Raw genomic sequence first — 22,331 nt, forward strand, 5'->3', positions numbered from 1 at the left:
CACGATGAACGTTGCCGGGAGCCGAAAGCATGATTGCTCACATCCTGATCGTTGATGACGATCCGATCCAGCGCCGCCTTCTGAAGAACGCCGTCGAGCGGCATGGGCATGTGGCGCATCTTGCAGAAAATGGAAGAGCAGCACTCGACTTTCTCGCCCGATCCAACGGCGACGTGAACGTCATCGTGCTCGATCTCATGATGCCGGAGATGGACGGGCTGAGCTTCCTCGCCGCGCTGCGCGAAACGGGCACAACGACGCCGGTGATCGTGCAGACCGGGCAGGGCAGCATCGAATCCGTCGTCCAGGCGATGCGGGCCGGCGCCTTTGACTTCGTCGTCAAGCCGGTCTCCCCCGAACGGATCGCCACCTCGATCTCCAACGCACTCAAGCTCGACCAGCGCGAGGGCAAGTCCAAGGCCGGACGTCGTCGCCCGGGTGTCGTCGGCTTCAACGACATCGTCTCGGCAAGCCCGGACATGCTGCGCGTCATCGATCTCGCCCAGCGCGCCGCCCATTCCAACATTCCGGTGGTGCTGGAAGGTGAATCCGGCGTCGGCAAGGAAATGATCGCCCGCGCCATCCAGTCTGGCAGCGACCGGGCCAACAAGCCGTTCATCACCGTCAATTGCGGTGCGATCCCGGCCAATCTGGTCGAGAGCATCCTGTTCGGCCATGAGAAGGGCGCCTTTACCGGCGCAACCGAGCGTCATACCGGCAAGTTTGTCGAAGCCGATGGCGGCACGCTGTTCCTTGACGAGATCGGTGACCTGCCGCTCGACGTCCAAGTCAAGCTGCTGCGCGCCGTGCAGCAGGGCGAGATCGAGACCGTCGGCGCCGGCAAGGTGCAGAAGGTCAACGTGCGCCTGATCTCGGCCACCAACAAGGACCTGATCGAAGAGGTCCGCGCCGGCCGGTTCCGGGAGGATCTCTATTATCGCCTCAACGTCTTCCCGATCACCATTCCGGCGCTTCGCCGCCGCAAGGAGGACGTTCCGCATCTCGTGCGTGTCTTCGCTGAGCGATTCTCCGTCGAGCAGAAGCTGCCGCGCCATCTCGGTGTCAGCGCCGGCGCGCTTGGTCTGCTGACCGCTTACGACTGGCCAGGCAATATCCGCCAGCTCGAAAACGCCATCTTCCGTGCCGTCGTCCTGGCAGAAGGCGAAGAGCTGACGGAACTCGACTTCCCCCAGATCGCAGCACAGGTTCCCGAATTCCGTACGGCGGAACTGGCAGCGACCGCAGTGGCGCCGGCCATGGCGATGGAGCCCTCGGTCAGCCGTCTCGACATGAGTGAGCCGAGTTTTCCACAACCTTCTATGCCGCCCCGTTCCAACCGGCCGGATCCTCGCGCGCTACTCGCCGCTGCCTATCCGGCATCGGACAATGTCATCGTCAGCACCGACGATGCGGGCGAAGTGCGCAAACTTGCCGATGTCGAGGAGGAGCTGATCCGCTTCGCGCTGAAGTTCTATCGCGGCCAGATGAGCCAGGTTGCCCGCAAACTCGGCATCGGACGCTCGACGCTTTACCGCAAGCTCAAGGATTACGGAATCGATCCGGATGATCCGCTGAAGGAAGCCGCTTGAAAAGGGATTTCGATTAGCGATCCGTCATCTTCAGGCAAGGAAACCATGGCAATCTGCGTCAATCTATCCTTAGCAGTTCATTGACTATAGAAGAGATGCTTGTACATGTGTGGCAAATTTGCCATCGTGTGACCGCAATTGTCAGTCAAATGAGACAGCGAGGGATGTTGTCTACAGGACGGGGATCGCTTTGCCTTTGTTGAATGCAAAAGAAACGCTCTCGAGCGCGAGCATGCGACATCTCGCTCTCAAGGCATTTCAATCGCTGACCAAGCGCGTGGCCATGGGCGCAGCGCTTGCTGTCGTGGCGGGATCGATCCTTTCGGCAACTGTTACCGAGGCGGCTGCGGAGAACCGCAGCCTAAAGCTCTATTTCATCCATACCGGCGAAAAGGCCGAGATCACCTTCAAGCGCAATGGCCGATTCGATCCGAAGGGCCTGGCGCAGATCAACAATTTCCTGCGCGACTGGCGCAAGAACGAGCCGACCAAGATGGATCCGCGGCTCTTCGACCTCGTCTGGGAAGTCTATCGGCGCAGCGGTGCCAAGGATTATATCCACGTCGTGTCCGCTTATCGTTCGCCTTCGACCAACGGCATGCTGCGCGGCCGCTCGCGCAATACCGGCGTGGCGAAGAACAGCCAGCACATGCTCGGCAAGGCGATGGACTTCTACATTCCGGGCGTAAAGCTCGCCACGCTTCGCGCACTTGCCATGCAGATGCAGGTCGGTGGCGTCGGCTTCTATCCGAAATCCGGTTCGCCCTTCGTGCATCTCGACGTCGGCGGTGTTCGCGCATGGCCGCGCATGAGCCGCCAGGAGCTGGTGCAGATCTTCCCCAAGGGCAACACGCTTCATCTGCCGGCTGATGGAAATCCGCTGCCGGGCTATGATCAGGCTCTGGCCGACTACAAGAAGCGTGTCGGTTCAAGCTCGATCGAGATTGCCTCCACGGCCGGCAGCGCGCCTGCCGGCGAACGCAAGCGCCGCGGCTTCCTGGCCGCTCTCTTCGGCGGCGGTGCCGACGAGGAAGAGGATAACGGCGAAAGCAGCACGCCGACCATGGCGTCGCCGCGCCAGCAGCCGTCGACGATCCCGGCCGCCAAGCAGCCGGCTGATGATGCCGACGACAATGCACCGCTGCCCGGCGTGATGGTCGCATCCGCCGAGCCGGCGCAACAGCAGCAACCTGCCAATATCGCAGCGCCGATCCCGGCCTCGCGCCCGGCCTTCCGTCAGGATGGCCCAGGCGGGCTGGCGACCGCTCTCTATTCGCAGCAGCGCAACCCGGCGCAGGAAGCGCTGGCGCTGCAGACCGCCGCAACCGCAAACGGTCAGACGCCGAATGGAGATTTCGAAGATCTCGCGAAATATTCCGTGCCGGTGCCGACACTGCTCGGTGCGCGCGGCCTGAAGGGCGATGCCGATACGTCTTCCATGACGGCCTCGCTCGAGAATGTTCCGGTGCCGTTGCAGCAGATGGCCGCGGTGCCGCTTCCGGCCCATCGCCCGGCTGCGCCGCAGCTGGCCTATGCCGCTCCGGCAGCACAGACGCCGCTGGAGCAGGAACAAGCATTGACGCCTGAGCTCGTCGCGGCGCTGTCGCAGAGCATGGACGAGGAGCAGCGGCCCGCCGCTCCGGTCGCAGCGGTAACCCCGGTTGCCAGCACGGCTCGCCCGGCCCAGCAGTCCGCACCTGTCGCGCCGCCGCACAAGCCCGTCTATGTCGCAGCCCTGTCGCCGAAGATCCTGCAGGCGCCATCCCGCGCCAAGCAGTTCGGTGACGGCTTCGATGCGCCGAAGCCGGTTTCGGCCTCCGCCGCTGCGACCCCGACGAAGGGTGGACGGTCCGGTAAGCCGAGCGCACAGCCTTCCGGCAACCTGACCCAGGATGCCCTGGCCAAGTGGGCGCTGAACAACGGCAAGTCGGGTGATGTCGTCTCGGTGAAGGCGCCGCGCGTCGTGACACGGACGCTGAACAGCGAATATTCCGCCGCCTATGGCAGCGATGGGTTCAAGCCGGTCGCCGCGACCGTGGCAATCGATCCGAACCGCTTCAACTAATCCGCCAAACCAGTTCCGGCATTCCTCCCGCCTTCGTGAGGAATGCCCTTGGCTCGCCGATCAATCTACTTTCCCAATTTCCAGAGCACCGTCTGTGCGGCCTCGTTGCCGGCGACGATGGCGCCTTCGATATAGCCGGGAAACGAGGGCGAGAGTTCCGAACAGGCGAAACGCAGCCGTGGCAGACCTTCAAGCAGGACATCCTCGGCATCGGGTGAGTGAAGATCGGTGATGACGTCGCTGTAGGCGCCATCGCTCCAGGCATCGTTGACCCAATCCCTCACGCAGGTCGAGCGTGGTGTTCGCGCTTCTTCGCCAAGCGCGCTTGCGAGTTCGTCTGTCACGAAGGCGACCAGTTCGGATTGCAGGCGCTTATGCCAGTCGGAGGCCAGGGGGCCGCCGATGAAGACGACGAGGCCGTAATAATTTCCATGGCTGATGTCGCAGGCATACATGCCCTGGGGCGTGCTCCAGCGCACCGAGCCGCTCAAGCCCCTGTCTCGCCAGAACGGAGTCTCATAGCCGATCATCAGCTTGATGACGCATCCGGGTGACCACGCGTCGAGCGCCTTCGTCAACCGGGCGGGCAGGGCTGGCGAAATTTCGATCTGCCGGGCCATGACGGGCGGAACGGCGAAGATCACCTGCCGGGCGGTGATTGCACGACCGTTTACGTCCACTTCCACCTCATCATCCATCAAGGTGACGCAGGTGGCCGGCGAGGACAGGCGCAGACGATCGCCAAGCCGGGCTGCGAGCTTTTCGGCGAGGCCCTGCATCGTGCCGGCCAGGAACATTTCCAGCTCGGGATAGACATTGGTGATGCGGCGGTCGTTCGATGCCAGATAGGCAAGGCTGATCTCTTCCGGCGCGCGGCACCAGAGCCCCATGACCAGGCGGCGGAAGGAATCCAGAACCGCGGGATCCTCGTCCTGCTGGCGTTCGATCCATTGAGCGACCGTCAGGCCGGCAAGCGCCGGATCGGAAAGGTCGAGGGCGATCATGCGGTCGCGCAGGCGGTCGACCTCTTGCCATATGCTCTCTCCCCTCTGCTCGGCGAGCGGCGGCCGGTAGGAAGGCCTGCCGGAAACATAGGTCCAGACTTCCTCGGCGCCATGCTGCTTCGCCAAGTCGACGAGATGCGTCATGTCGCGGCAGAAGAATTGACCGCCGGTATCGATGCGGGTCCCGTCCGGCAGATATTCGGCCTCTGCCCGACCGCCGACGCGCTGCCTTGCCTCGACGAGCACGACATCGCAACCGGCCTCCATCAGCGCGACAGCGGCAGTAAGCCCGGTAAAGCCGGCGCCGATTACGATCACGTCATGGTCAGGCATGGGAGGCTCCCAAAAGGGGATGATGGTCGTCGGGAAGGCTGCAAAGAAAAAGCCCGCCTTGCGGCGGGCTTTGAAACGATCGGGTCAGGCTGCTTCTTCTTCGTCGGTCGCAGCACCCGGGATCATGCCGAGCGCGCTGAGATAGGTGTCGAGGATCAGGTCCTCTTCCATGCGCTCCTGGTCGTCCTTCTTGCGAAGGGCAATGACCTTTTTCATGATCTTGGTGTCATAGCCCATGGACTTGGCTTCGCCGTAGACGTCCTTGATATCGTCGGCAATCGTCTTCTTTTCTTCTTCGAGTCTTTCGATCCGCTCGACAAATGCGCGGAGTTGGTCGCGGGCGACGCCATGAGCATCAGACATCGGGGCCTCCTGGTGATGGGAATGTCTCTGAGTGGTGGTCAAGTGCCGAAAAGCGGTGGCAAGGTCAAGCCCAATCAATCGTCATGGGCATTTCAGCCTGCCGCGTCCGGATCACTCGTGGGGCGGCTTGTTGACTTCGAATGCGGCTTTTTGAGCGTCACTGGCTTCCTTCTGGTGAAGCTTCTTCCAGTCGTCAAACGGCATGCCGTAGACGATCTCCCGCGATTGATCCTTGGAAAGGTCGATACCCGCCTCGTTCGCGGCGTCCTTGTACCAGTTCGACAGGCAGTTCCGGCAGAAGCCGGCAAGGTTCATCATGTCGATGTTCTGCACGTCGGTGCGCTGGCGCAGATGCTGGACAAGCCGGCGGAAGGCGGCCGCCTCGAGTTCCGTCTGCTGTTCCCTGGTGAGCTCGGTCATCGGAACGTCTCCTTGCTTTGTCTGTCGGTCACGCCGGATAGGGGCCGGTGCGCGACGGGAAGATTCTGTATTCGTGCAATGTGGGGTCGGCATTCAGCCGGTTGAAGATCGGCGCCAGTCTTTGCGCCCAGGCATCCATGCCGGCGTCGTCGCCGACCAGGTCCTGCCGGACTTCCAGCAACGCATGCGGTATGCCCGTCATCATGCAGTGGCGATACATGGTGTCGCCCTTCAATGCGCCGTCATAGGGTTCGTTGTCGCCGACGACGATATCGCCCGGCTCGCGCAGATGTTCGAGGAACGGCAGCACGACGCGGTCGTCTGTGTCCCAGAGGATAGCCGCATGCCAGGGGCGGGCGAATTCCTTCCAAAATGGGGTGAAGGAATGCAGCGACAACACTAGCGGCGCCTTGCCTGTCGCGGATGCGGTCCTGGCAATCGTCTGCTCGACGGCGCGATGATAGGGCCGATGATAGGTGTCGAGGCGGAATTGCCACTCGGCGTCGGTGATTGGATGATTGCCAGGGATGATCGCGCCGTCGGAAATTTTCATGACCAGCGTCGGGTCGTCCTCTCCGCGGTTCGGATCGATCAGCAGGCGGGAGAAGCAGCCGAGAACGGCCGGCACGCCGAGCATGGCCGCCAGCCGGCGCGTCATGCCCTCAATGCCGATATCGTAGGCTATGTGACGCATGAAGGCGGTATCGGGCAGGCCGAGGCTACCATAGCGCTCCGGCAGCCGGTTCATCGCATGGTCGGCGAGAAGCACCATGCCTTTGTCATAGTCGCCTTCTATGATTTCGAACGGTGTGAAGTCCTGCATGGGGCCTGTATTGGAAATAGGGGCAATTGCGAACGGTGTTCTGCGGCCGGTGATGGCATGGTGCCGGACGAGGCGCAAGGGTGGCATGCTCGGCCACGTCCGAGAGGTCTTGTGAAGAGTTCACGAAAAGACGACCAAAAAGGGCATTATAATCGATTGGAGCTTCGTTGACTTTCAAAGCCGTCCGCGCGAGAAAGTGCGTCACGAATAACCATGGAGTCCTGACGGAAACCGTGTCGAAAAAATCCCTTAAAAACTATCTTCGTGCGTTCCTTTCCGTACCGGCCGGGACTCTCGCCTTGTGCATCGGTGGGCCGCTTCTCATGGCGTCGCCGGCTCACGCGGATTTTCGCGTCTGCAACGGCACGCAGAACCTTGTCGGCGTGGCGATCGGTTACCGTGCGCAGGACGGCTGGAATACCGAAGGCTGGTGGCAGGTGCCCGCTTCCACCTGCGCGACCCTGATCGAGGGCGAGCTCCAGTCCCGCTACTATTATCTTTATGCCGAGGACTCCGCCCGGGGCGGCCGTTGGACCGGCAATGTGAACATGTGCGTCGCCGAGAACGAGTTCAAGATCGTCGGCGTCAACGATTGTTTCGCCCGTGGCTATCAGCGCATGGGCTTCAAGGAATATGACACGGGTCGTCAGGGCAGCTGGATGGTCCAGCTTTCCGATACGCCCGGCACGCAGGAAGGCCAGAATTGATGAGGCGCAACCGCAAAGTAAAGATCCTTGCCACGCTCGGCCCGGCATCTTCCGAAGAGGAGATGATCCAGAAGCTGCATGAAGCGGGTGCGGATCTTTTCCGCATCAACATGAGCCATGCCAGCCATGACGTGATGCGGACGCTGATCAAGCGCATCCGCGCGGTCGAAGAGCGCAGTGGTCGTCCGATCGGCATTCTCTGCGACCTGCAGGGCCCGAAGCTGCGCGTCGGCAAGTTTGCCAATACCAAGGTGACGCTGACCCCCGGCCAGACCTTTACGCTCGACAACAATGAAGCGCCCGGTGACGAAAAGCGCGTCTTCCTTCCGCATCCGGAAATCCTGGAAGCGGTCAAGGCCGGCGACCGCCTGCTGATCGACGACGGCAAGCTGGCGCTGAAGGCTGAGAAGGCTGACGGCAAGAGCATCGTCTGTACGGTCGTTGCCGGAACCAGCATTTCCGACCGCAAGGGCGTCAGCCTGCCCGACACGCTGCTCGGCGTTGGTGCGCTGACCGAAAAGGACAGGGCCGACCTCGACGCCGTTCTGGCGACCGAGGAGGCAGACTGGGTCGCGCTGTCCTTCGTCCAGCGTCCGGAAGATCTGGCCGAGGTCCGCAAGATCTCCCGTGGCCGCGTCGGCATCATGTCAAAGATTGAGAAGCCGCAGGCGCTCGAGCGGATCGACGAGATCATCGAACTCTCCGACGCCGTCATGGTCGCCCGCGGCGATCTCGGCGTTGAAATGCCGATCGAGGCCGTTCCCGGCATCCAGAAGCAGCTGACGCGCGCCTGCCGCCGCGCCGGCAAGCCGGTCGTCGTCGCCACCCAGATGCTGGAATCGATGATCTCCTCGCCGGTCCCGACCCGCGCCGAAGTCTCCGACGTGTCGATCGCCGTCTTCGAAGGCGCCGATGCGGTCATGCTGTCGGCTGAATCCGCGTCCGGCCAGTATCCGGTGGAGGCCGTTTCGATGATGGCGTCGATCGCCCGCCAGGTGGAGCAGGATCCGCTCTATCCGAGCATCATCTACGCCCAGCGCGCGACGCCTGAAGCGACCGGTGCCGACGCGATTTCGCTCGCGGCCCGACAGATCGCCGAGACGCTGCGTCTGTCGGCCATCGTCACCTATACCTCGTCGGGCACGACGGGCCTGCGTGCCTCGCGCGAGCGCCCGAACGTGCCGATCATCGCGCTGTCGCCGATCATCCAGACGGCGCGCCGCCTGTCGGTCTGCTGGGGCCTGCATTGCGTCGTCACCCACGATGCGACGGACCTGGACGACATGGTGAACCGCGCCTGCCGCATCGTCGTGTCGGAAGGGTTCGGCAAGCCGGGCGACCGCGTCATCATCTCGGCCGGCGTGCCGCTTGGAACGCCGGGTGCCACCAACATGCTGCGCATCGCCTATATCGGCTCCGACGGCCAGTCGGGCATGTAAGGCGAAAGTTGGATTGCGAAAGATTTCAAACGGCCGGAGCGATCCGGCCGTTCTGCTTTGTGGCGAGGGTCAGCACTCTGATGCCGAGGCAGACACCGATGATCTGTAGCGTGCAGCCTATCCATTCCGACGGGTTGGGCCAGAGCTCTTCATAGAGGAAGCCGTAGAGAAGGCCGAATACGGTTTCGGCGACGATGAGCTGGGCTGCGAGCGTCAGGGGAAGGTTGCGGGAGGAGACTACCCAGAACCATGTCGCAAGCCATGAGCCGGCGAGGCCCATGATGAGGGTCCAGGCGGTGAAGTTGCCCAAGTCCGCCGAGGCCTCCCCCAAACTCGTGAGCGGCAGGAGTGCTACGCTGCCGATTGCAGCGCCCAGTCCCTGCAGGCCGGTCCAGCGAAGCGCGTCCGGCGCGTTTGTGCTGCGCATCACGGCCCCGTTGGTCAGTCCATAGGCGACCCAGATGGAGAGGGCGGCGACGGCCATGATCGTTCCGAGCAGAGCATCGTCCCGATCCGTTTCGCTGGCCCATGCCACGGTGGCAAGATTGACGATCAGCAGGCCGGCGCCGATCATTGCCAGGGGCAAGACAAGATGCCGCCACTCCGCCACCTGTTCGCGCCGATTGGCGATCAAGGCCATGATGACCGGCATCGTTCCGATGATCAGTGGTGGTAGCGCTCCGCCCGCCCATTTGACGGCATAGGCGGCGCAGACGAAATAACCGACATAGCCCAGCCCACCGAGCGAAAGACCGATCGCGATCTGATTGCGCGGGATGCCGGTCGGTCGAAACCGCCGGTGCAGCATGAGCAGGCCTGAAGCAAGGCCGAAGATGCCGTAGCGGGCGACTGTCAGATCCCATGCGGTGAAAGGCTCCACTGCACGAGGCGCGATAAAGGTCAGGCCCCAAAGCGCACAGGTGGCCAAGCCCGCAAGAATACCGATCAGCATGGACACCTCCGTTGTCGCCCCACAGTGTGATGGGGCGAAAGGTTGAAATCCATGGATCGAAGATGGCGGATATGGCAGTATGCCTTCGATTGCAGAGGTAATAGCGCCATAGAGGCTTGGATTTGAGCATACAGCCCGACGCCATCGATGGCCGTATCCTCGCTGCGCTCGACGCGGATGGGCGCCTGCCCATGTCTGAACTCGCCAAGCTGGTCGGGCTGTCGGCGCCGAGCGTGGCCGAGCGGGTGCGACGGCTGCAGTCCGACGGGATCATTAGAGGCTTCACCATCGATATCGACAGCAAGGCGCTGGGGTACCAGATCCGGGCCATGGTGCGGATCCGTCCGCTACCGGGAAAGCTGCATCTGGTCGAAAGGCTTATCCAGGACATCCCGCAGTTCATCGAATGCGACAAGATCACCGGCGACGACCCGTTCCTGGCGCGGCTGGTGGTGCATTCGATCGAGGAGATGGACGACGTGCTCGAAAGCCTGTCAGATCATGCGGTAACGAGCACTGCGGTGATCAAGGGCACGTCGGTGACGCGACGCATGCCGCCGGTCTAGGGCGGTCAGCCCTTCTCGACGGAAAGGCCGACAGCCGGACGGCTCGGCACGCCGGACTGGGTGAGGCGGGCTTCGGCGGCGCGGGCCATGGACTGGAGATCGCGATCGATGCCGGAGAGCTTTTCCAGAGCCGCGACCGCGACATCGGTGACGACGTAATCGGGCTTGTGGCCGAGGCCGTGGATCATCACCAGTTCGGAGCCGGCGATATCGCGGGCGAGGCCCTGCGAATGGATTTCCTCAAGCACGATGGGATCGCTGTCGCCGGTAACGATGACGGTCGGTGTCCTGATCTCCCTGTAGCGGGGCGCGATCCGGGCGACATACGCGTTGAGATTGGCGACGTCGATGGCGTTGTTGCGAAAATTCTCCGGCCGCAGCACCAGTGCCGGTGCACCCTCGTCGACATAGCGGTCGCGGCGCTGGTTCGGACTGAAGACTGCCTTGGTGGCTCCGTCCATCATCATCATGCCCGCGGGAAGGCTCAGGAGATGGGTGAACCACCAGCCGAGATAGGGCGTGGCCGCAACATTGTAGTACCAGTCGACACCGCCCGGCCAAGGGTGGGTGGCCGGAGCGAGAAACAGTAGGCCTGCCGTCTTTTCTGGATGGAAGACGGCAAAGCTTGCAGCGATCGCGCCGCCGAGGGAGTGGCCGACGATGATCGTTCGGTCGATGCCTTTCAGTTCCATCAGTCTGGCGATCGCGGCTGCCTGACCTTCGGGGACATCGTTTTCAGGTCCGCCGCGCTCGGAATAGCCGTGGCCGGGGCGGTCGACGAAGAGAAGTTCGGCTCTTCCCTCCAGCGATTTGCGGAAGGCGGTTTCCTGATCCCGCAGATTGCCGCTTGCGCCATGAATGAAGACGATCGGCGGGAGAGATGGATGCTCCGGCCCTTTGATGTGCAGGGAATTCAGCTTGTAGCCGCCGACGTCTGTCAGGTCGCCGTGTCTCGGAAACCGTCGCTCAATCGCTCCCGCCTGCCATGCGGTAAATCCGAAGGCGGCAGCGAGGACGGCCAGGACCGCGATGGGGAAGATCATGCGGAGCGATCCGATATCTGCCTCACGTACGGTTTCCGGCGATTTTTTCCGAGAGCTTCACCACGGCTTCCTGGGCGTCGCGGTCGGCGGGGTAGACGTCGAGGTAACGTTCCCAGGCCTTCAGCGCCAGCTGGTCGTCGCCGGCTTCTGTCAGAATGCCGGCCATACCGGCAAGAGCGCCGAAATGGCGCGGCTCGCGCTTCAGCACTTCGGCAATGTCGGCCATCGATTTGCGCCGGTCGCCCATCGCGTAATGCAGCGTCGCGCGGCGGTTCCAGCCTTCGGTGAAATCGGGATCGAGAAGGGTGGCGCGGTCGAGGAAGTCCAGTGCCGCCGCGTTCTTCTTTTCCTTGATGGCGTCGGCCGACCACTGCATCAGCAGGTTGACCGTAGCGCTTCCCGAATCGTTGACCTCGGCGATGATCTGGTTGGCGATGCTTTTCGCCTTTTCCGGATCACGTTCCCGCTTCAAGGCGTCGAACAGAGCGTCGACGGGCTTGGCGGATGCCGATTGCGGTGCGGGGGATTGCTCGCCTTGGGGCGGCGGTGCCGGTGGGGCAGGGGCGGCGGGCGATTCTGCCTGTGGCGAGGGCGTCTGAGCCTGTGCGAAGACGGGCGTTGCCAGGCCGGCGGCTGCAAGTAGCGGGATGCTCAAAATGAAATGGCGCATGCGGATAAGGTAAACCGCATGCGCCGAAGGTCAAAGCCGAATTGTCGCGCTATCGACAATTTGATTGCCGGCGAGCGAACCCGCCTGCCGCAATCAGCCCTGGCGGGCCTTGAAGCGCGGGTTCTGCTTGTTGATGATGTAGATGCGGCCCTTGCGACGAACCAGACGGTTTTCGCGGTGACGAGCCTTCAGCGCCTTAAGCGAGTTCTTGATCTTCATTGTACTGGTCCAGCAGTCTGTGGGCTCGTAGAGCCGCTTGTCTCTATCAATCGAAAGCGCGCCGCCTAGTTCTTGAGATCAAGGGGCGCGCCTCAGGTTGGGCGTGCAGATAACCCGAGCCTTCGCCCGTGTCAACCTTATGACAACGTTTTCCGGCCTTTCAGTTCCGTCACGTGGCCCATTTTGCGGCCGGGACGGGCTTCCGTCTTGCCGTAGAGGTGGACAAGCACGTCCTTCGTCGCCAGCCATTCCGGCAGGGCGAGAATGTCGTCGCCGATCAGGTTGGTCATGACGCAGTCCGAATGGCGGCCGGGATCGCCCAGCGCAAAGCCCGCAACGGCGCGCATATGCTGCTCGAATTGCGAGATGACGCAGGCCGCTTCCGTCCAGTGTCCGGAATTGTGGACGCGCGGCGCGATTTCGTTGGCGATCAACGTGCCGTCGGCCATGGCGAAGAATTCCATGCCGATGACGCCGACATAGTCGAGCGCAGCCAGCAGCTTCTCTGCGGCCTCACGGGCCGTCTTTGCAGTCTCGTCCGAGATCGCGGCGGGGAGGGTGGAGGTGTGGAGAATGCCGTTGCGGTGGACGTTTTCTGCCGGATCATAGCAGCGGATGGTGCCGTCGACGGCGCGGGCTGCGATGATCGATATCTCGCGCTCGAAGGGCACGAAGCTTTCGAGAATCAGCGGGACGGAGCCCAGGGCCTCATAGGCACCTGCAGGCGAATCGTCCGGCGAGCGGAACACGCGCTGGCCCTTGCCATCATAGCCGAGGCGGCAGGTCTTGAGCACGCCCTTGCCGCCGAAGTCAGCGAGTGCCGCTTCGAGTTCCTGCTGGCTGTCGACGGCGTGAAAACGGGCCGTCTCGATGCCGCAATCGTTGAGGAAGCGCTTTTCCACCAGCCGGTCCTGGGCGACTTCCAGCGCCTTCGGGGGCGGGTAGACGGGAACCGACTTCTGCAGCGTCTCGGCGGCCGATACCGGCACGTTCTCGAACTCGTAGGTCACGACATCGCAGCGCTTCGCCAACTCGGCCAGGGCGGCGGGATCGTCGTAGGCTGCCGTGATCTGTTGGTTGGCGACCTGGGCTGCCGGGCAATCGGCCTGCGGTTCCAGGATGATGGTGCGCAGGTTCAGGCGCGCGGCCGCCATGGCCAGCATGCGGCCGAGCTGGCCGCCGCCGATAATGCCGATCGTCTGGGCCTTCATGCTTCGTCCATCGGGTATTCGGCGACTGCGGCGCTCTGGCGGGCACGCCATTCGTCGAGCCTGTAGGCGATGTCGTCATCGGACAGGGCGAGCACGGCGGCAGCGAGAAGGGCGGCGTTCACCGCGCCGGCACGACCGATCGCCAGCGTTCCGACAGGGATGCCGGCCGGCATCTGGACGATCGAGAGCAGGCTGTCCTGGCCGGAGAGCGCCTTGGACTGGACCGGCACGCCGAAGACCGGCAGCGGCGTCATCGAGGCGGCCATACCGGGAAGATGGGCTGCGCCACCGGCGCCGGCGATGATGACCTGGAAGCCTTCCTCGCGGGCGCCCTTGGCGAACTCGAACAGTCGGTCGGGCGTGCGATGGGCGGAGATGATGCGCGCCTCGTAGTCGATCTCAAGCGCATCCAGGGTCTCGGCGGCGTTCTTCATGGTTTCCCAGTCGGACTGGCTCCCCATGATGATTGCGACGGGCGGTGTTTCGGCCATACTCTTTATCCTAGGCAATGATGTCTGGGAGGATCTGGTCTTCAAGCTGGGTCATCTTGTCCTTGATGACGAGCTTCTTCTTCTTCATTCGCTGCACGCGCAAAGCGTCGCAGCCGACTTCTATCATGGCGTTGATCGCGGCGTCGTAATCCTCGTGCTCCTGCCGGAGTTTCGCAAGTGCAAGCCGGATATCCGCCTGTTCCTGATCTGCCATGTCTTCAGTCCCCTGTCTTTCCGGGCTTTTGAATGGGCCCGGCATAATGCGCAAGCTCCTACCATCAAACCGCGTTAACGGGAAGTTAGGCAGGGTCACGAATTTGCCGCGTTCTGACCACGAATTCTCCTTCGACAAACGCGGCCGATCGTGTCACACTTCCTTCGTAAACCTGAAGCTTCGGCCGAAGGGATGGCCGGAGCAGGCAATAGGGAAGGACATGCCACATGACCATCCAGGCTCATATAGCATCGCTTGAGAAGAAGCACGGCGATCTGGAGGAGGAGCTCCAGACGATCTTGTCATCACCATCTGCCGATGACAGGGAGATTGCAGAGGTCAAGCGTCGTAAGCTGCGTCTCAAGGACGAAATGCAGCGGCTCAAGGCGAATACGCGCCATTAGAGCTAGCTTATAGAGCCTCCGCCGCGGACTCCGAATGACTTGCCAGTAGTCCACAAGCGGTAAAACAATCCATACCTGTTCTGGTCGTGGTTCCATAAGGGCCACGGCCAGAATCGTTTCAGGACTTTGTTTCCGTCAGAAAGGCAGGCCGTCCCAGAGAAGCTTCAGGCCGGCGAGGAAGGCGAGACCGTAGGTCATCGGATAGAAGGTCTCCGCCTTCAGGTGCTTCACAACAGCGGCGCCGAGCATGGTCGAGATCAAGGCGACGGGCAGAAGCGTTGCGGAGAGCGTGAGGTTCTTGCTGTCCAGAGCGCCGAGGAAAAAATAGGGAATGACCTTCACCGCGTTGACGATGGCGAAGAAGCGGATGCTGGCGCCGGTATAGGCCTTCGGGTCGAGCTGCATCGGCAGAACATAGATCTGGAAGGGCGGGCCGCCGGCATGGGCGACGAAACTGGCATAGCCCGACAGAGAGCCCCAGAAGGTTGCGGCGACCGGCCGATGGGGCAGGGGCGCCACCACTTCACCCCTGCGACCATAGACCTGCCAGAAATAGCGGACGGTGAAGAGGATGGTCGCCGATGCGATCACCAGTCTCAGCGCGTTGTCCGACACATAGGCCGATGTCGCCCAGCCGAGCGCGATGCCGATCACGCCGCCCGGCAGGATCATCAGCAGGGTCTTCGGATCGTTGTAGTTCCGCCAGGACCAGAGGGCGACGATATCCATGAGGATCAGGATCGGCAGGAAGATTGCTGCGGCCTGGACCGGATCGACGGCAAGCGACATCAGTGGCACGCCGAGCAGGCCGATCGCGCCGCCGATGCCGCCTTTCGACAGCCCGACGAGCATCACGGCCGGAACTGCGGCGATAAAGAATGAGACGCTGGGGAGATCTATCATCGGGCAGGCGGGTTTCTGGTGGTTGATCCTTCAATCCGTCCGGTCTATCGAATTGCGCACAGGAAAACGAGAGCGGAAGGCAGCATTCGATGTTGCCCTGGCCGCCAGACGGGAAGAAACATGACAGAACCGGAAGATCGCTGCCGCCTTGTGCTGATCGTGCCGAACGAGGCCGATGCCGAACGCCAGGCAAGCCTGCTTAGCCAAGCGCTGTCGGGCGGCGATGTCGCCTCCGTCGTGCTGCCGCAATACGAACTCGACGATCAGGCATTCCAGAAGCGTGCCGAAAGTCTCGTGCAGATCATCCAGGATGCGGGCGCTGCCGCGATCATCTATGGTGATAGCCGGGTTGCCGGCCGCGCCAAGGCCGATGGTCTTCACATGGACGGCTCGCCGGAAGAACTGGGCGAGGCGATCGAGAAATTCACGCCGAAGCTGATCGTGGGGGCCGGCGGCGCATCGGAGCGACATACGGCACTCGAAATCGGAGAATTGCGCCCTGATTATATTTTCTTCGGCCGCTTCGACGGCGACATCAAGCCGGAAGCGCATCCCAAGAATGTCGCGCTGGCGGAGTGGTGGGCATCAATGATCGAGATCCCCTGCATCGCCATGGGTGGAACCGCGGTCGAATCGGTGGTTACAGTGGCCGAGAGCGGGGCGGAATTCGTGGCGCTTCGCAGCGCTGTCTTCGAAGCCGATGGTGGCCCCGCCAGTGCGGTCGAAAAGGCGAACGCCCTGCTGGACGAAAAAGCGCCACGGTTTGGGGCTTGATGGTCCGCATGCCATCGACGACAAGCCCGCTTCGCCATTCGCTGAAGATAACAACCGTTCTGCTTCTTTCCGCCGTGGCCGGTGCTTCCGCCCATGCGCAGTCCAACCGCGCCGTGACGCGGCCGGTCGGGCCTGACGCAGGCAGGATGGAACAGCAGCAGCAACCGGATGGCATCGTTCCTTCGGGTGGTGTCGAGCTCTATCAGCGCATGGGGGCGGCTTTGCCGCCTGCACCCGCGGAAAAATCCTATGACGGCCCGATCGACGATGCCTATGGCGCCTATCAGCGCGGCCTTTACGTCACGGCGATGAGCAAGGCTCTCGAACGTGCCGAAAAGGGCGACGCGGCGGCCCAGACGCTGGTGGCCGAGATGATGACCAAGGGACTGGGCATCGCCCGCGACGCCAAGTCGGCGGCCTTTTGGTACGGGCAGGCCGCAGAGCGTGGCGATCCCGCAGCCATGTTCCAGTATGCGCTGTTGTTGATGCAGGGACGTGTCGTGCAAGTCGACAAGGTCAAGGCCGACGACTACATGCGCCGTGCGGCCGAGGCCGGCAATGCGGCCGCCCAGTTCAACTGGGGCCAGATCCTGATCTCTGAAAATCCCGGCGACAAGGGCCTGGAACTGGCCCTGCCGTTTTATGAGAAATCCGCGGCGCAGGGCGTGGCGGATGCACAATATGCCGTCGCCCAGCTTTATATGTCGCTGAAACAGGTTGCGCCCGAGAAGCGCGAACGGGCGCGGCAGTGGATGGAGCGGGCCGCCAAGGCCGGTTATGACACGGCCCAGCTCGACATGGGCATCTGGTATGTCAACGGTATCGGTGGTGACCGCGATTACGACCGGGGCTTCGAGTGGCTGAGGATCGCGGCCACGCGAGGCAATGTCGTCGCCCAGAACAAGCTCGCCTATCTCTACATCAACGCACTTGGAACGCGGCCGAACCCGGTCGAGGCTGCCAAGTGGTATGTGCTGTCAAGGCGCGCGGGGCTGCAGGATGCGGGGCTGGAAGACTTCTACCTCGGCATCAACGACGACCAGCAGAAGCAGGCGATCGACGCCGCGAACAGGTTCAGGCGCGAACCGCGCTGATCGTCAGCCCTTCAGTGCAAAGAGCGCCTGGCGGATGACCAGGCCGTGGGCCGCCGATATGATCAGGATTGCGACGAGCCAGATGCAGACATAGAGGGCCGGGCTGTTGATTGCCTGCGGCCTGACCATAGGCGCGATGGTGAAGACCGCGATTACGCCGAGCATGACGGCCGGCAGAAGGAAGAGCGCCACGGCCGGACGTGCGAAACCATCCGGAGTGCCGAGCCAGTCGAAGTGAATTGGCAGCATCATATCCGCGGGCAGCGCCGACCACAGGCCGACGGAAAGAAAGGTCATGGTCAGGAGCATGCCGAGGCTGATGAGGAAGGGAATGGGCATGCGCATGATGCGGTCTCCGAGATAGGTTTGCCCTCCTTTCGCAGGCTGTACCTCAAATGACAACAGCGCGGACTGTCGCACGACTTGAATTTAGCGGCAATTTGTGGTCTTGAAGCCGCCCAATCGAAAAAGAAACAAGCGTGTTCCCCCGGCATTCCTGCCCAGGGGCTCAAGGATTCCGAAAATGGCCCGTTCAGCCCTTCTCAACGTCATGGTGCAGGCTGCCCTGAAAGCAGGCAAGTCGCTGACCCGCGATTTCGGCGAGGTGCAGAACCTTCAGGTATCGGTCAAGGGCCCGAGCGACTTCGTCTCCCAGGCAGACCTGAAGGCCGAGAAGATCGTTCGCGACGAGCTGATGAAGGCGCGCCCGACCTACGGTTTCCTCGGTGAGGAAGGCGGCGAGGAGAAGGGTACCGACGGCGCGCATCGCTGGATCGTCGATCCGCTCGACGGCACGACAAACTTCCTGCACGGCATCCCGCAGTTCGCCGTCTCCATTGCCCTGGAGCGCAATGGCGAGATCGTTGCCGGCGTTGTCTTCAACCCGGCGACCGACGAACTCTACACTGCCGAGAAGGGCGGCGGCTCCTTCCTCAACGACCGCCGTATCCGCGTCGCGGCCCGCCGCGTGCTTTCGGATTGCGTCATCGGTTGCGGCGTGCCGCATCTGGGCCGCAACAATCACGGCAAGTTCCTCGTCGAACTGCGTCATATCATGGGCGAAGTCGCCGGCGTTCGCCGCCTGGGCGCTGCCGCGCTGGATCTCGCCTATGTCGCTGCCGGTCGTTTCGACGGTTTTTGGGAAACCGAGCTTTCGCCTTGGGACATGGCGGCTGGCCTGCTGCTTATCCGCGAAGCCGGCGGCTTCGTCTCGGACATGAAGGGCACGACCAACATGTTCGAAAGCCGCTCCGCCGTTGCCGGTAACGAACTGATCCAGAAGGCGCTGGTTGAAGTCATCAACCGTCCGGTCCCGACCCGCTGATTGCCTGTCGGAAGAAGGTGAGCATCTGCGGATAGCCCACTGTTTTCCGACGCTTGGACACTTCAATTCGTCGCAATTTTAAACTAGCCTCCGGCCAACATACCGGAGGCGAGGTATATCATGGCGAATGCGACAGTGGACGATCTGGACGAAACGGAGACCGGCCGCGGCGGCTACAAGCACAAGCTCTCCAATCCGGCGTCCTTCCTCTGGACGATGCTTGTCTTCCTGATCCTTGTCGGCTTCGTCTCCGCCATCCTCTATCGCCAGGCTGCGCACGCCTTCCAGACAAATCCGGGACTGAACGGCCTGATCCTCGGCGTGCTGGCGATCGGCATCCTGCTCGTCTTCGTCCAGGTAATCGGCCTTGCCCGCGAAGTCAGCTGGTTCAATTCCTTCCGGGCTGCCGGCGGCAATGCCGACAAGGTCGGCCGCGAGCCACGCCTGCTCGCGCCGATGCGCACCCTGATCGGCCGTCGCCGCAAGGTGGCGCTTTCCACCGTCGCCTATCGTTCGATCCTCGATTCGATCGGCACGCGGCTGGACGAATCGCGCGATACCTCGCGTTACCTCATCGGGCTTCTCGTCTTCCTCGGTCTGCTTGGCACGTTCTGGGGCCTGATCGGCACGATCGGCTCGATCAGCGACGTCATCGGCGCACTCGACCCTGCCTCCAGCGGCTCGAACGATATTCTCGGCGCGATCAAGAGCGGTCTTGCACAGCCGCTTGCCGGCATGGGTACGGCGTTTTCGTCCTCTCTGCTTGGTCTTTCCGGGTCGCTGATCCTGGGTTTCCTCGACTTGCAGGCCGGCCGCGCGCAGAACCGTTTCTATACGGAGCTTGAAAACTGGCTCTCCTCAGTGACCGATGTCGGCTATGACGGTCCGATAGCCGATGGCGCTCAAAACAGCGCCTCCCTCGACGAACTCAAGGCTCTCACGACCGAATTGCGCAAGCTCGCTGCCGCTCAGATCAAGACCGGTCAGGATGGCGCGAGCACCGAACGCTCCATGTCCGCCATGGCAAATCTCGCCGAGGGCATCCAGGGGCTGGTCAAGAACATGCGCAACGAGCAGCAGATGCTGCGCGACTGGATCGAAGCCCAGCAGGAGGAATCCAAGGCCATGCGCCGGACGCTCGATCGGCTTTCCGACAAGATCGCGGCCGACAAGAGCGGGGGCAAGTAAACGATGGCGCTCGCCAAGAACCGCCGCCGCGAACGCAGCGTCGACTTCTGGCCGGGGTTCGTGGATGCGCTGTCCACGCTCCTCATGGCCATCATGTTCCTGCTCACGGTCTTCGTGCTGGCGCAGTTCCTGCTCAGCCGCGAGATCACCGGCCGCGACGAGGTGTTGAGCCGGTTGAACAGCCAGATCGCCGAGTTGACGGAACTGCTTGCGCTTGAAAAGAGCGGCAATCAGGACCTTGAAGACCAGCTCGCCAATCTGCAGTCGTCGCTTGCCGCCGTGGAAGGTGATCGCTCCCGCCTGCAGCAGCTATTGAGCGAGGGTGCTGGCAGCAGCAATGCCGCCAATGCCCGGGTCGGCGAACTGACCGGCCAGTTGAACGAACAGCAGCAGATCAGCCAGCGGGCGGCGAGCCAGATCGAGCTTCTCAACCAGCAGATCGCGGCGCTCCGTGCGCAGATCGCGGCTGTCGAGCAGGCGCTGCAGGCGTCCGAGGCAAAGGATTCGACCTCGCAGGCGCAGATCGCCGATCTCGGCCGGCGCCTCAACGTGGCACTTGCCGCGCGGGTGCAAGAACTGAACCGTTACCGGTCCGACTTCTTCGGTCGCCTGCGCGAAATCCTGTCGGATCGCGAGAACATCCGCATTGTCGGCGACCGTTTCGTGTTCCAGTCGGAAGTGCTGTTCCCTGTCGGCGGCAGCGAACTCGACGATCCCGGCCGCGTCGAAATGGACAAGCTCGCGATGGCACTGCTTGAGCTCGCGCGGGAAATCCCGGCGGAGATCAACTGGGTGCTGCGCGTCGACGGCCATACGGACAATTCGCCGCTTTCCGGTTCCGGCCGTTATCGTGATAACTGGGAGCTTTCCTCCGCGCGCGCGACCTCGGTGGTCAAATACCTGATCTCGAAGGGCGTTCCCGCAAACCGCCTTGTCGCGGCCGGGTTCGGTGAATTCCAGCCGATCGCGCAGGGGGATACTCCGGAGGTGAAATCCCAGAACCGCCGCATCGAGCTGAAGCTTACGGAACGTTGAGAATGCCCCCCAGAAAGCCCGATATGACCGCCCTCATCAAGGCAGTCGCCGATACCCCGCGCCGGGACAACAGCGCCTATCATCAGGCAATTGCAGACGCGCGCGAGATGTTCGGTCAGGCCGAAGCCGCGCTCGGCGGTCCGGTCACCGTGACGACCAAGGCCAAGCTCAAGGCCAACGGCAAATATGTGGTGAAATGGGTGTTCGAGAAGGCCGAGTAAGGTCGATCACACGTCGTCAGGCGCTGTAGTGGCTGGACGTGAAGCCCAGCCGTTCCAGTCCCCGCTTCACCTCCGGCGCCTTCATGAATAACGACCATAAGAGTCCCGACCGGTGGTTCTCGATCATCGCGACGATCGGGCCCTGGTCGATGGCGATATAGGTGGCGGCCACCCAGTCGGTGGAAGGCGCGAAGGCGTCGACGAAACCGTAATCGCCGAAGAGCTTGCTGTTTTCATAACGGATGAAGGCCCGCAATGCTTCCTCCGACTCCTGCGGCAGGAACGGGAAACTCGAGAGTGCTGCCGTCGGTGCGATCGCGCCTGTATCCACCGTGGGAGAGTTGGCGTTGTAGCCGTTAGGCGCTTCCGATGCGGTCAAGCCCCATACGCCGTACTGCTCGTAGGCCGGCACAGTCATGCAATAGGCGCGGTTGATCCGGGTATGGGCGACCGCCTGCTGCCAGTAGTCGCCGTAACGATCGCTCAGACCGCGCGGATCGAGCGCGCAGAATGAATATTGCGACAGGAAGAGCGGGCCACCGAAGGGTTCGCCGAGGAGAAGCGTGGTGCCGAGATAGTCCTGGCCATTCTTCATCGCGCCGGATCGTGCCCAGCCGGAATGGTAGTTTTCCGGTTTGATCGGGTGGGTATCGGAACCGGCGCCAAACACATAGGCGGACAGCGCCTCGTTCCAGCCGACGATCGGAAGGTTCATCACCCATTCGTGGTTGGGGCTCCAGTGCCAGTAGAGCGGGCCATCTTCTCTGCCCTTTGTGAACCAGTTCCACTCGACTTCGTCGAACAGTTTGGTGATGCGGTTGCGCAGCGTCGTCTCGGTGTCCGTCGTGCCGGTGAAATATTCCCGCGCGCAGATCAGCCCCTGCAGCAGGAGCATGGTTTCGACGATGTCGCCGCCGTCGTCATATTGGGAAAACTGGATCGAGGCGCTCGTGGTGCCGTCGATCATGTGGGAGAAGGCGCCGTGGAAGCGGGGTGCCAGCATGAGGCGCTCGACGATGAGGTCGATACGCTCCAAAGCCTCTGGTCGCGTGATCCAGCCACGCTCGGATGCGACGATGATCGCCATCACACCGAAGCCGGTGCCGCTGATCGAGATCATCTCGGTGGCGAGCGCGCCGTTTACCCAGCGCTTGTCATAGGGCAGCTTGCTGTCCTTGTGGGCGCCGTCCCAGAAATAGAGGAAGGTATTCCTCTGGACCTGATCGAGCAGCGTATCGAGCGGAGCGTTCGGGTCCGGAGGCTCAAAGGTCATGTCTAT

The 22,331-nt window shown here is 62.5% G+C and carries 26 protein-coding genes; 12 read left to right on the forward strand and 14 right to left on the reverse strand.

Features of this window, described 5'->3' with window-relative positions; all coding sequences use genetic code 11:
- Positions 1-29: 29 nt before the first annotated feature.
- Both BM216_RS31940 and BM216_RS31945 read left to right on the forward strand, forming a co-directional pair.
- Complete coding sequence (locus BM216_RS31940) at positions 30-1,589, forward strand: sigma-54-dependent transcriptional regulator (RefSeq protein ID WP_093004221.1); 1,560 nt, start codon at positions 30-32, stop codon at positions 1,587-1,589.
- Positions 1,590-1,821: 232 nt separating this feature from the next.
- Complete coding sequence (locus tag BM216_RS31945; protein ID WP_093004293.1) at positions 1,822-3,654, forward strand: peptidoglycan L,D-endopeptidase MepK; 1,833 nt, start codon at positions 1,822-1,824, stop codon at positions 3,652-3,654.
- A gap of 65 nt (positions 3,655-3,719) precedes the next feature.
- Here BM216_RS31945 and BM216_RS31950 read toward each other — a convergent pair whose 3' ends face one another.
- The 4 genes from BM216_RS31950 to BM216_RS31965 form a co-directional block, all read right to left on the reverse strand.
- Complete coding sequence (locus tag BM216_RS31950; protein ID WP_093004223.1) at positions 3,720-4,991, reverse strand: flavin monoamine oxidase family protein; 1,272 nt, start codon at positions 4,989-4,991, stop codon at positions 3,720-3,722.
- An 84-nt stretch (positions 4,992-5,075) separates the two neighbouring features.
- Positions 5,076-5,354, reverse strand: coding sequence for a DUF2312 domain-containing protein (locus BM216_RS31955; protein ID WP_093004225.1), 279 nt, complete (start codon positions 5,352-5,354; stop codon positions 5,076-5,078).
- A gap of 111 nt (positions 5,355-5,465) precedes the next feature.
- A complete protein-coding gene (locus BM216_RS31960) occupies positions 5,466-5,774 on the reverse strand; it encodes a DUF1244 domain-containing protein (RefSeq protein ID WP_093004227.1) in 309 nt (102 codons plus the stop codon).
- Between the two features lie 28 nt (positions 5,775-5,802).
- Complete coding sequence (locus tag BM216_RS31965; RefSeq protein WP_093004229.1) at positions 5,803-6,597, reverse strand: N-formylglutamate amidohydrolase; 795 nt, start codon at positions 6,595-6,597, stop codon at positions 5,803-5,805.
- Positions 6,598-6,920: 323 nt separating this feature from the next.
- Here BM216_RS31965 and BM216_RS31970 point away from each other — a divergent pair, with 323 nt between their 5' ends.
- Both BM216_RS31970 and pyk read left to right on the forward strand, forming a co-directional pair.
- On the forward strand, positions 6,921-7,304 hold the full coding sequence (locus tag BM216_RS31970; RefSeq protein WP_093004295.1) for a DUF1036 domain-containing protein: 384 nt from the start codon (positions 6,921-6,923) through the stop codon (positions 7,302-7,304).
- Complete coding sequence (gene pyk, locus BM216_RS31975; RefSeq protein WP_093004231.1) at positions 7,304-8,743, forward strand: pyruvate kinase; 1,440 nt, start codon at positions 7,304-7,306, stop codon at positions 8,741-8,743. The genes BM216_RS31970 and pyk overlap by 1 nt, the downstream gene beginning before the upstream one ends.
- 25 nt (positions 8,744-8,768) lie before the next feature.
- Here the strand turns inward: pyk and BM216_RS31980 are convergent, their stop codons facing one another.
- Positions 8,769-9,695, reverse strand: a complete 927-nt coding sequence (locus BM216_RS31980) for a DMT family transporter (RefSeq protein ID WP_093004233.1) — start codon at positions 9,693-9,695, stop codon at positions 8,769-8,771.
- 116 nt (positions 9,696-9,811) lie between these two features.
- Here BM216_RS31980 and BM216_RS31985 point away from each other — a divergent pair, with 116 nt between their 5' ends.
- The gene (locus BM216_RS31985) at positions 9,812-10,261 is read left to right on the forward strand and encodes an Lrp/AsnC family transcriptional regulator (protein ID WP_210217097.1); all 450 of its coding nucleotides are present in this window, start codon (positions 9,812-9,814) and stop codon (positions 10,259-10,261) included.
- Between the two features lie 5 nt (positions 10,262-10,266).
- On the opposite strand, the gene BM216_RS31990 is transcribed toward BM216_RS31985, so the two are convergent.
- From BM216_RS31990 to BM216_RS32015, 6 genes are all read right to left on the reverse strand, one after another.
- Positions 10,267-11,304: an alpha/beta fold hydrolase gene (locus BM216_RS31990; protein ID WP_093004235.1), complete on the reverse strand. Its 1,038-nt coding sequence runs from the start codon at positions 11,302-11,304 to the stop codon at positions 10,267-10,269.
- Positions 11,305-11,326: 22 nt separating this feature from the next.
- Complete coding sequence (locus BM216_RS31995; RefSeq protein ID WP_093004237.1) at positions 11,327-11,974, reverse strand: tetratricopeptide repeat protein; 648 nt, start codon at positions 11,972-11,974, stop codon at positions 11,327-11,329.
- A 93-nt stretch (positions 11,975-12,067) separates the two neighbouring features.
- Positions 12,068-12,193, reverse strand: coding sequence for a type B 50S ribosomal protein L36 (gene ykgO / locus BM216_RS32000; protein WP_093004239.1), 126 nt, complete (start codon positions 12,191-12,193; stop codon positions 12,068-12,070).
- A gap of 137 nt (positions 12,194-12,330) precedes the next feature.
- Positions 12,331-13,404 (reverse strand): 5-(carboxyamino)imidazole ribonucleotide synthase, encoded by a 1,074-nt coding sequence (locus BM216_RS32005; RefSeq protein ID WP_093004241.1) that lies wholly within the window; start codon positions 13,402-13,404, stop codon positions 12,331-12,333.
- Entirely contained in the window at positions 13,401-13,895 is a 495-nt protein-coding gene (gene purE, locus BM216_RS32010) for a 5-(carboxyamino)imidazole ribonucleotide mutase (RefSeq protein ID WP_093004243.1), read from the reverse strand. The genes BM216_RS32005 and purE overlap by 4 nt, the downstream gene beginning before the upstream one ends.
- Positions 13,896-13,905: 10 nt before the next feature.
- Positions 13,906-14,109, reverse strand: coding sequence for a YdcH family protein (locus tag BM216_RS32015; protein WP_093004245.1), 204 nt, complete (start codon positions 14,107-14,109; stop codon positions 13,906-13,908).
- Positions 14,110-14,336: 227 nt separating this feature from the next.
- Between BM216_RS32015 and BM216_RS32020 the strand changes: the two genes are divergently transcribed.
- Positions 14,337-14,513, forward strand: coding sequence for a YdcH family protein (locus BM216_RS32020; RefSeq protein ID WP_093004247.1), 177 nt, complete (start codon positions 14,337-14,339; stop codon positions 14,511-14,513).
- A gap of 135 nt (positions 14,514-14,648) precedes the next feature.
- Here BM216_RS32020 and BM216_RS32025 read toward each other — a convergent pair whose 3' ends face one another.
- Positions 14,649-15,416, reverse strand: coding sequence for a sulfite exporter TauE/SafE family protein (locus BM216_RS32025; protein WP_093004249.1), 768 nt, complete (start codon positions 15,414-15,416; stop codon positions 14,649-14,651).
- A 120-nt stretch (positions 15,417-15,536) separates the two neighbouring features.
- Between BM216_RS32025 and BM216_RS32030 the strand changes: the two genes are divergently transcribed.
- Together BM216_RS32030 and BM216_RS32035 are read left to right on the forward strand one after the other, a co-directional pair.
- Positions 15,537-16,190 (forward strand): thiamine phosphate synthase, encoded by a 654-nt coding sequence (locus BM216_RS32030; RefSeq protein WP_093004251.1) that lies wholly within the window; start codon positions 15,537-15,539, stop codon positions 16,188-16,190.
- Between the two features lie 8 nt (positions 16,191-16,198).
- On the forward strand, positions 16,199-17,284 hold the full coding sequence (locus BM216_RS32035; RefSeq protein WP_093004299.1) for a tetratricopeptide repeat protein: 1,086 nt from the start codon (positions 16,199-16,201) through the stop codon (positions 17,282-17,284).
- 3 nt (positions 17,285-17,287) lie between these two features.
- Here BM216_RS32035 and BM216_RS32040 read toward each other — a convergent pair whose 3' ends face one another.
- Positions 17,288-17,629, reverse strand: a complete 342-nt coding sequence (locus BM216_RS32040) for a DUF1648 domain-containing protein (RefSeq protein ID WP_093004253.1) — start codon at positions 17,627-17,629, stop codon at positions 17,288-17,290.
- Positions 17,630-17,807: 178 nt separating this feature from the next.
- Between BM216_RS32040 and BM216_RS32045 the strand changes: the two genes are divergently transcribed.
- The 4 genes from BM216_RS32045 to BM216_RS32060 all read left to right on the forward strand — a co-directional run bounded on the left by BM216_RS32045 (position 17,808) and on the right by BM216_RS32060 (position 21,052).
- The gene (locus tag BM216_RS32045) at positions 17,808-18,608 is read left to right on the forward strand and encodes an inositol monophosphatase family protein (RefSeq protein WP_093004255.1); all 801 of its coding nucleotides are present in this window, start codon (positions 17,808-17,810) and stop codon (positions 18,606-18,608) included.
- A gap of 120 nt (positions 18,609-18,728) precedes the next feature.
- Complete coding sequence (locus BM216_RS32050) at positions 18,729-19,796, forward strand: flagellar motor protein MotA (protein WP_093004257.1); 1,068 nt, start codon at positions 18,729-18,731, stop codon at positions 19,794-19,796.
- A 3-nt stretch (positions 19,797-19,799) separates the two neighbouring features.
- On the forward strand, positions 19,800-20,831 hold the full coding sequence (locus BM216_RS32055; RefSeq protein ID WP_093004259.1) for a peptidoglycan -binding protein: 1,032 nt from the start codon (positions 19,800-19,802) through the stop codon (positions 20,829-20,831).
- 23 nt (positions 20,832-20,854) lie between these two features.
- Positions 20,855-21,052, forward strand: a complete 198-nt coding sequence (locus BM216_RS32060; RefSeq protein WP_244530453.1) for a hypothetical protein — start codon at positions 20,855-20,857, stop codon at positions 21,050-21,052.
- A gap of 16 nt (positions 21,053-21,068) precedes the next feature.
- Here BM216_RS32060 and BM216_RS32065 read toward each other — a convergent pair whose 3' ends face one another.
- Positions 21,069-22,325: a glucoamylase family protein gene (locus BM216_RS32065; protein WP_093004263.1), complete on the reverse strand. Its 1,257-nt coding sequence runs from the start codon at positions 22,323-22,325 to the stop codon at positions 21,069-21,071.
- Positions 22,326-22,331 lie beyond the last annotated feature (6 nt).

Origin of the sequence: Rhizobium sp. NFR07 (assembly GCF_900111905.1) — a bacterium.
Taxonomy (GTDB): domain Bacteria; phylum Pseudomonadota; class Alphaproteobacteria; order Rhizobiales; family Rhizobiaceae; genus Neorhizobium.

What these genes read in the sequence shown, in the direction of transcription:
- BM216_RS31940 (WP_093004221.1), top strand. Translation starts at nt 30, where the DNA reads ATGATTGCTCACATCCTGATCGTTGATGACGATCCGATCCAGCGCCGC.
- BM216_RS31945 (WP_093004293.1), top strand. Translation starts at nt 1,822, where the DNA reads ATGCGACATCTCGCTCTCAAGGCATTTCAATCGCTGACCAAGCGCGTG.
- BM216_RS31950 (WP_093004223.1), bottom strand. Translation starts at nt 4,991, where the DNA reads ATGCCTGACCATGACGTGATCGTAATCGGCGCCGGCTTTACCGGGCTT.
- BM216_RS31955 (WP_093004225.1), bottom strand. Translation starts at nt 5,354, where the DNA reads ATGTCTGATGCTCATGGCGTCGCCCGCGACCAACTCCGCGCATTTGTC.
- BM216_RS31960 (WP_093004227.1), bottom strand. Translation starts at nt 5,774, where the DNA reads ATGACCGAGCTCACCAGGGAACAGCAGACGGAACTCGAGGCGGCCGCC.
- BM216_RS31965 (WP_093004229.1), bottom strand. Translation starts at nt 6,597, where the DNA reads ATGCAGGACTTCACACCGTTCGAAATCATAGAAGGCGACTATGACAAA.
- BM216_RS31970 (WP_093004295.1), top strand. Translation starts at nt 6,921, where the DNA reads ATGGCGTCGCCGGCTCACGCGGATTTTCGCGTCTGCAACGGCACGCAG.
- pyk (WP_093004231.1), top strand. Translation starts at nt 7,304, where the DNA reads ATGAGGCGCAACCGCAAAGTAAAGATCCTTGCCACGCTCGGCCCGGCA.
- BM216_RS31980 (WP_093004233.1), bottom strand. Translation starts at nt 9,695, where the DNA reads ATGCTGATCGGTATTCTTGCGGGCTTGGCCACCTGTGCGCTTTGGGGC.
- BM216_RS31990 (WP_093004235.1), bottom strand. Translation starts at nt 11,304, where the DNA reads ATGATCTTCCCCATCGCGGTCCTGGCCGTCCTCGCTGCCGCCTTCGGA.
- BM216_RS31995 (WP_093004237.1), bottom strand. Translation starts at nt 11,974, where the DNA reads ATGCGCCATTTCATTTTGAGCATCCCGCTACTTGCAGCCGCCGGCCTG.
- ykgO (WP_093004239.1), bottom strand. Translation starts at nt 12,193, where the DNA reads ATGAAGATCAAGAACTCGCTTAAGGCGCTGAAGGCTCGTCACCGCGAA.
- BM216_RS32005 (WP_093004241.1), bottom strand. Translation starts at nt 13,404, where the DNA reads ATGAAGGCCCAGACGATCGGCATTATCGGCGGCGGCCAGCTCGGCCGC.
- purE (WP_093004243.1), bottom strand. Translation starts at nt 13,895, where the DNA reads ATGGCCGAAACACCGCCCGTCGCAATCATCATGGGGAGCCAGTCCGAC.
- BM216_RS32015 (WP_093004245.1), bottom strand. Translation starts at nt 14,109, where the DNA reads ATGGCAGATCAGGAACAGGCGGATATCCGGCTTGCACTTGCGAAACTC.
- BM216_RS32020 (WP_093004247.1), top strand. Translation starts at nt 14,337, where the DNA reads ATGACCATCCAGGCTCATATAGCATCGCTTGAGAAGAAGCACGGCGAT.
- BM216_RS32025 (WP_093004249.1), bottom strand. Translation starts at nt 15,416, where the DNA reads ATGATAGATCTCCCCAGCGTCTCATTCTTTATCGCCGCAGTTCCGGCC.
- BM216_RS32030 (WP_093004251.1), top strand. Translation starts at nt 15,537, where the DNA reads ATGACAGAACCGGAAGATCGCTGCCGCCTTGTGCTGATCGTGCCGAAC.
- BM216_RS32035 (WP_093004299.1), top strand. Translation starts at nt 16,199, where the DNA reads ATGCCATCGACGACAAGCCCGCTTCGCCATTCGCTGAAGATAACAACC.
- BM216_RS32040 (WP_093004253.1), bottom strand. Translation starts at nt 17,629, where the DNA reads ATGCGCATGCCCATTCCCTTCCTCATCAGCCTCGGCATGCTCCTGACC.
- BM216_RS32045 (WP_093004255.1), top strand. Translation starts at nt 17,808, where the DNA reads ATGGCCCGTTCAGCCCTTCTCAACGTCATGGTGCAGGCTGCCCTGAAA.
- BM216_RS32050 (WP_093004257.1), top strand. Translation starts at nt 18,729, where the DNA reads ATGGCGAATGCGACAGTGGACGATCTGGACGAAACGGAGACCGGCCGC.
- BM216_RS32055 (WP_093004259.1), top strand. Translation starts at nt 19,800, where the DNA reads ATGGCGCTCGCCAAGAACCGCCGCCGCGAACGCAGCGTCGACTTCTGG.
- BM216_RS32060 (WP_244530453.1), top strand. Translation starts at nt 20,855, where the DNA reads ATGACCGCCCTCATCAAGGCAGTCGCCGATACCCCGCGCCGGGACAAC.
- BM216_RS32065 (WP_093004263.1), bottom strand. Translation starts at nt 22,325, where the DNA reads ATGACCTTTGAGCCTCCGGACCCGAACGCTCCGCTCGATACGCTGCTC.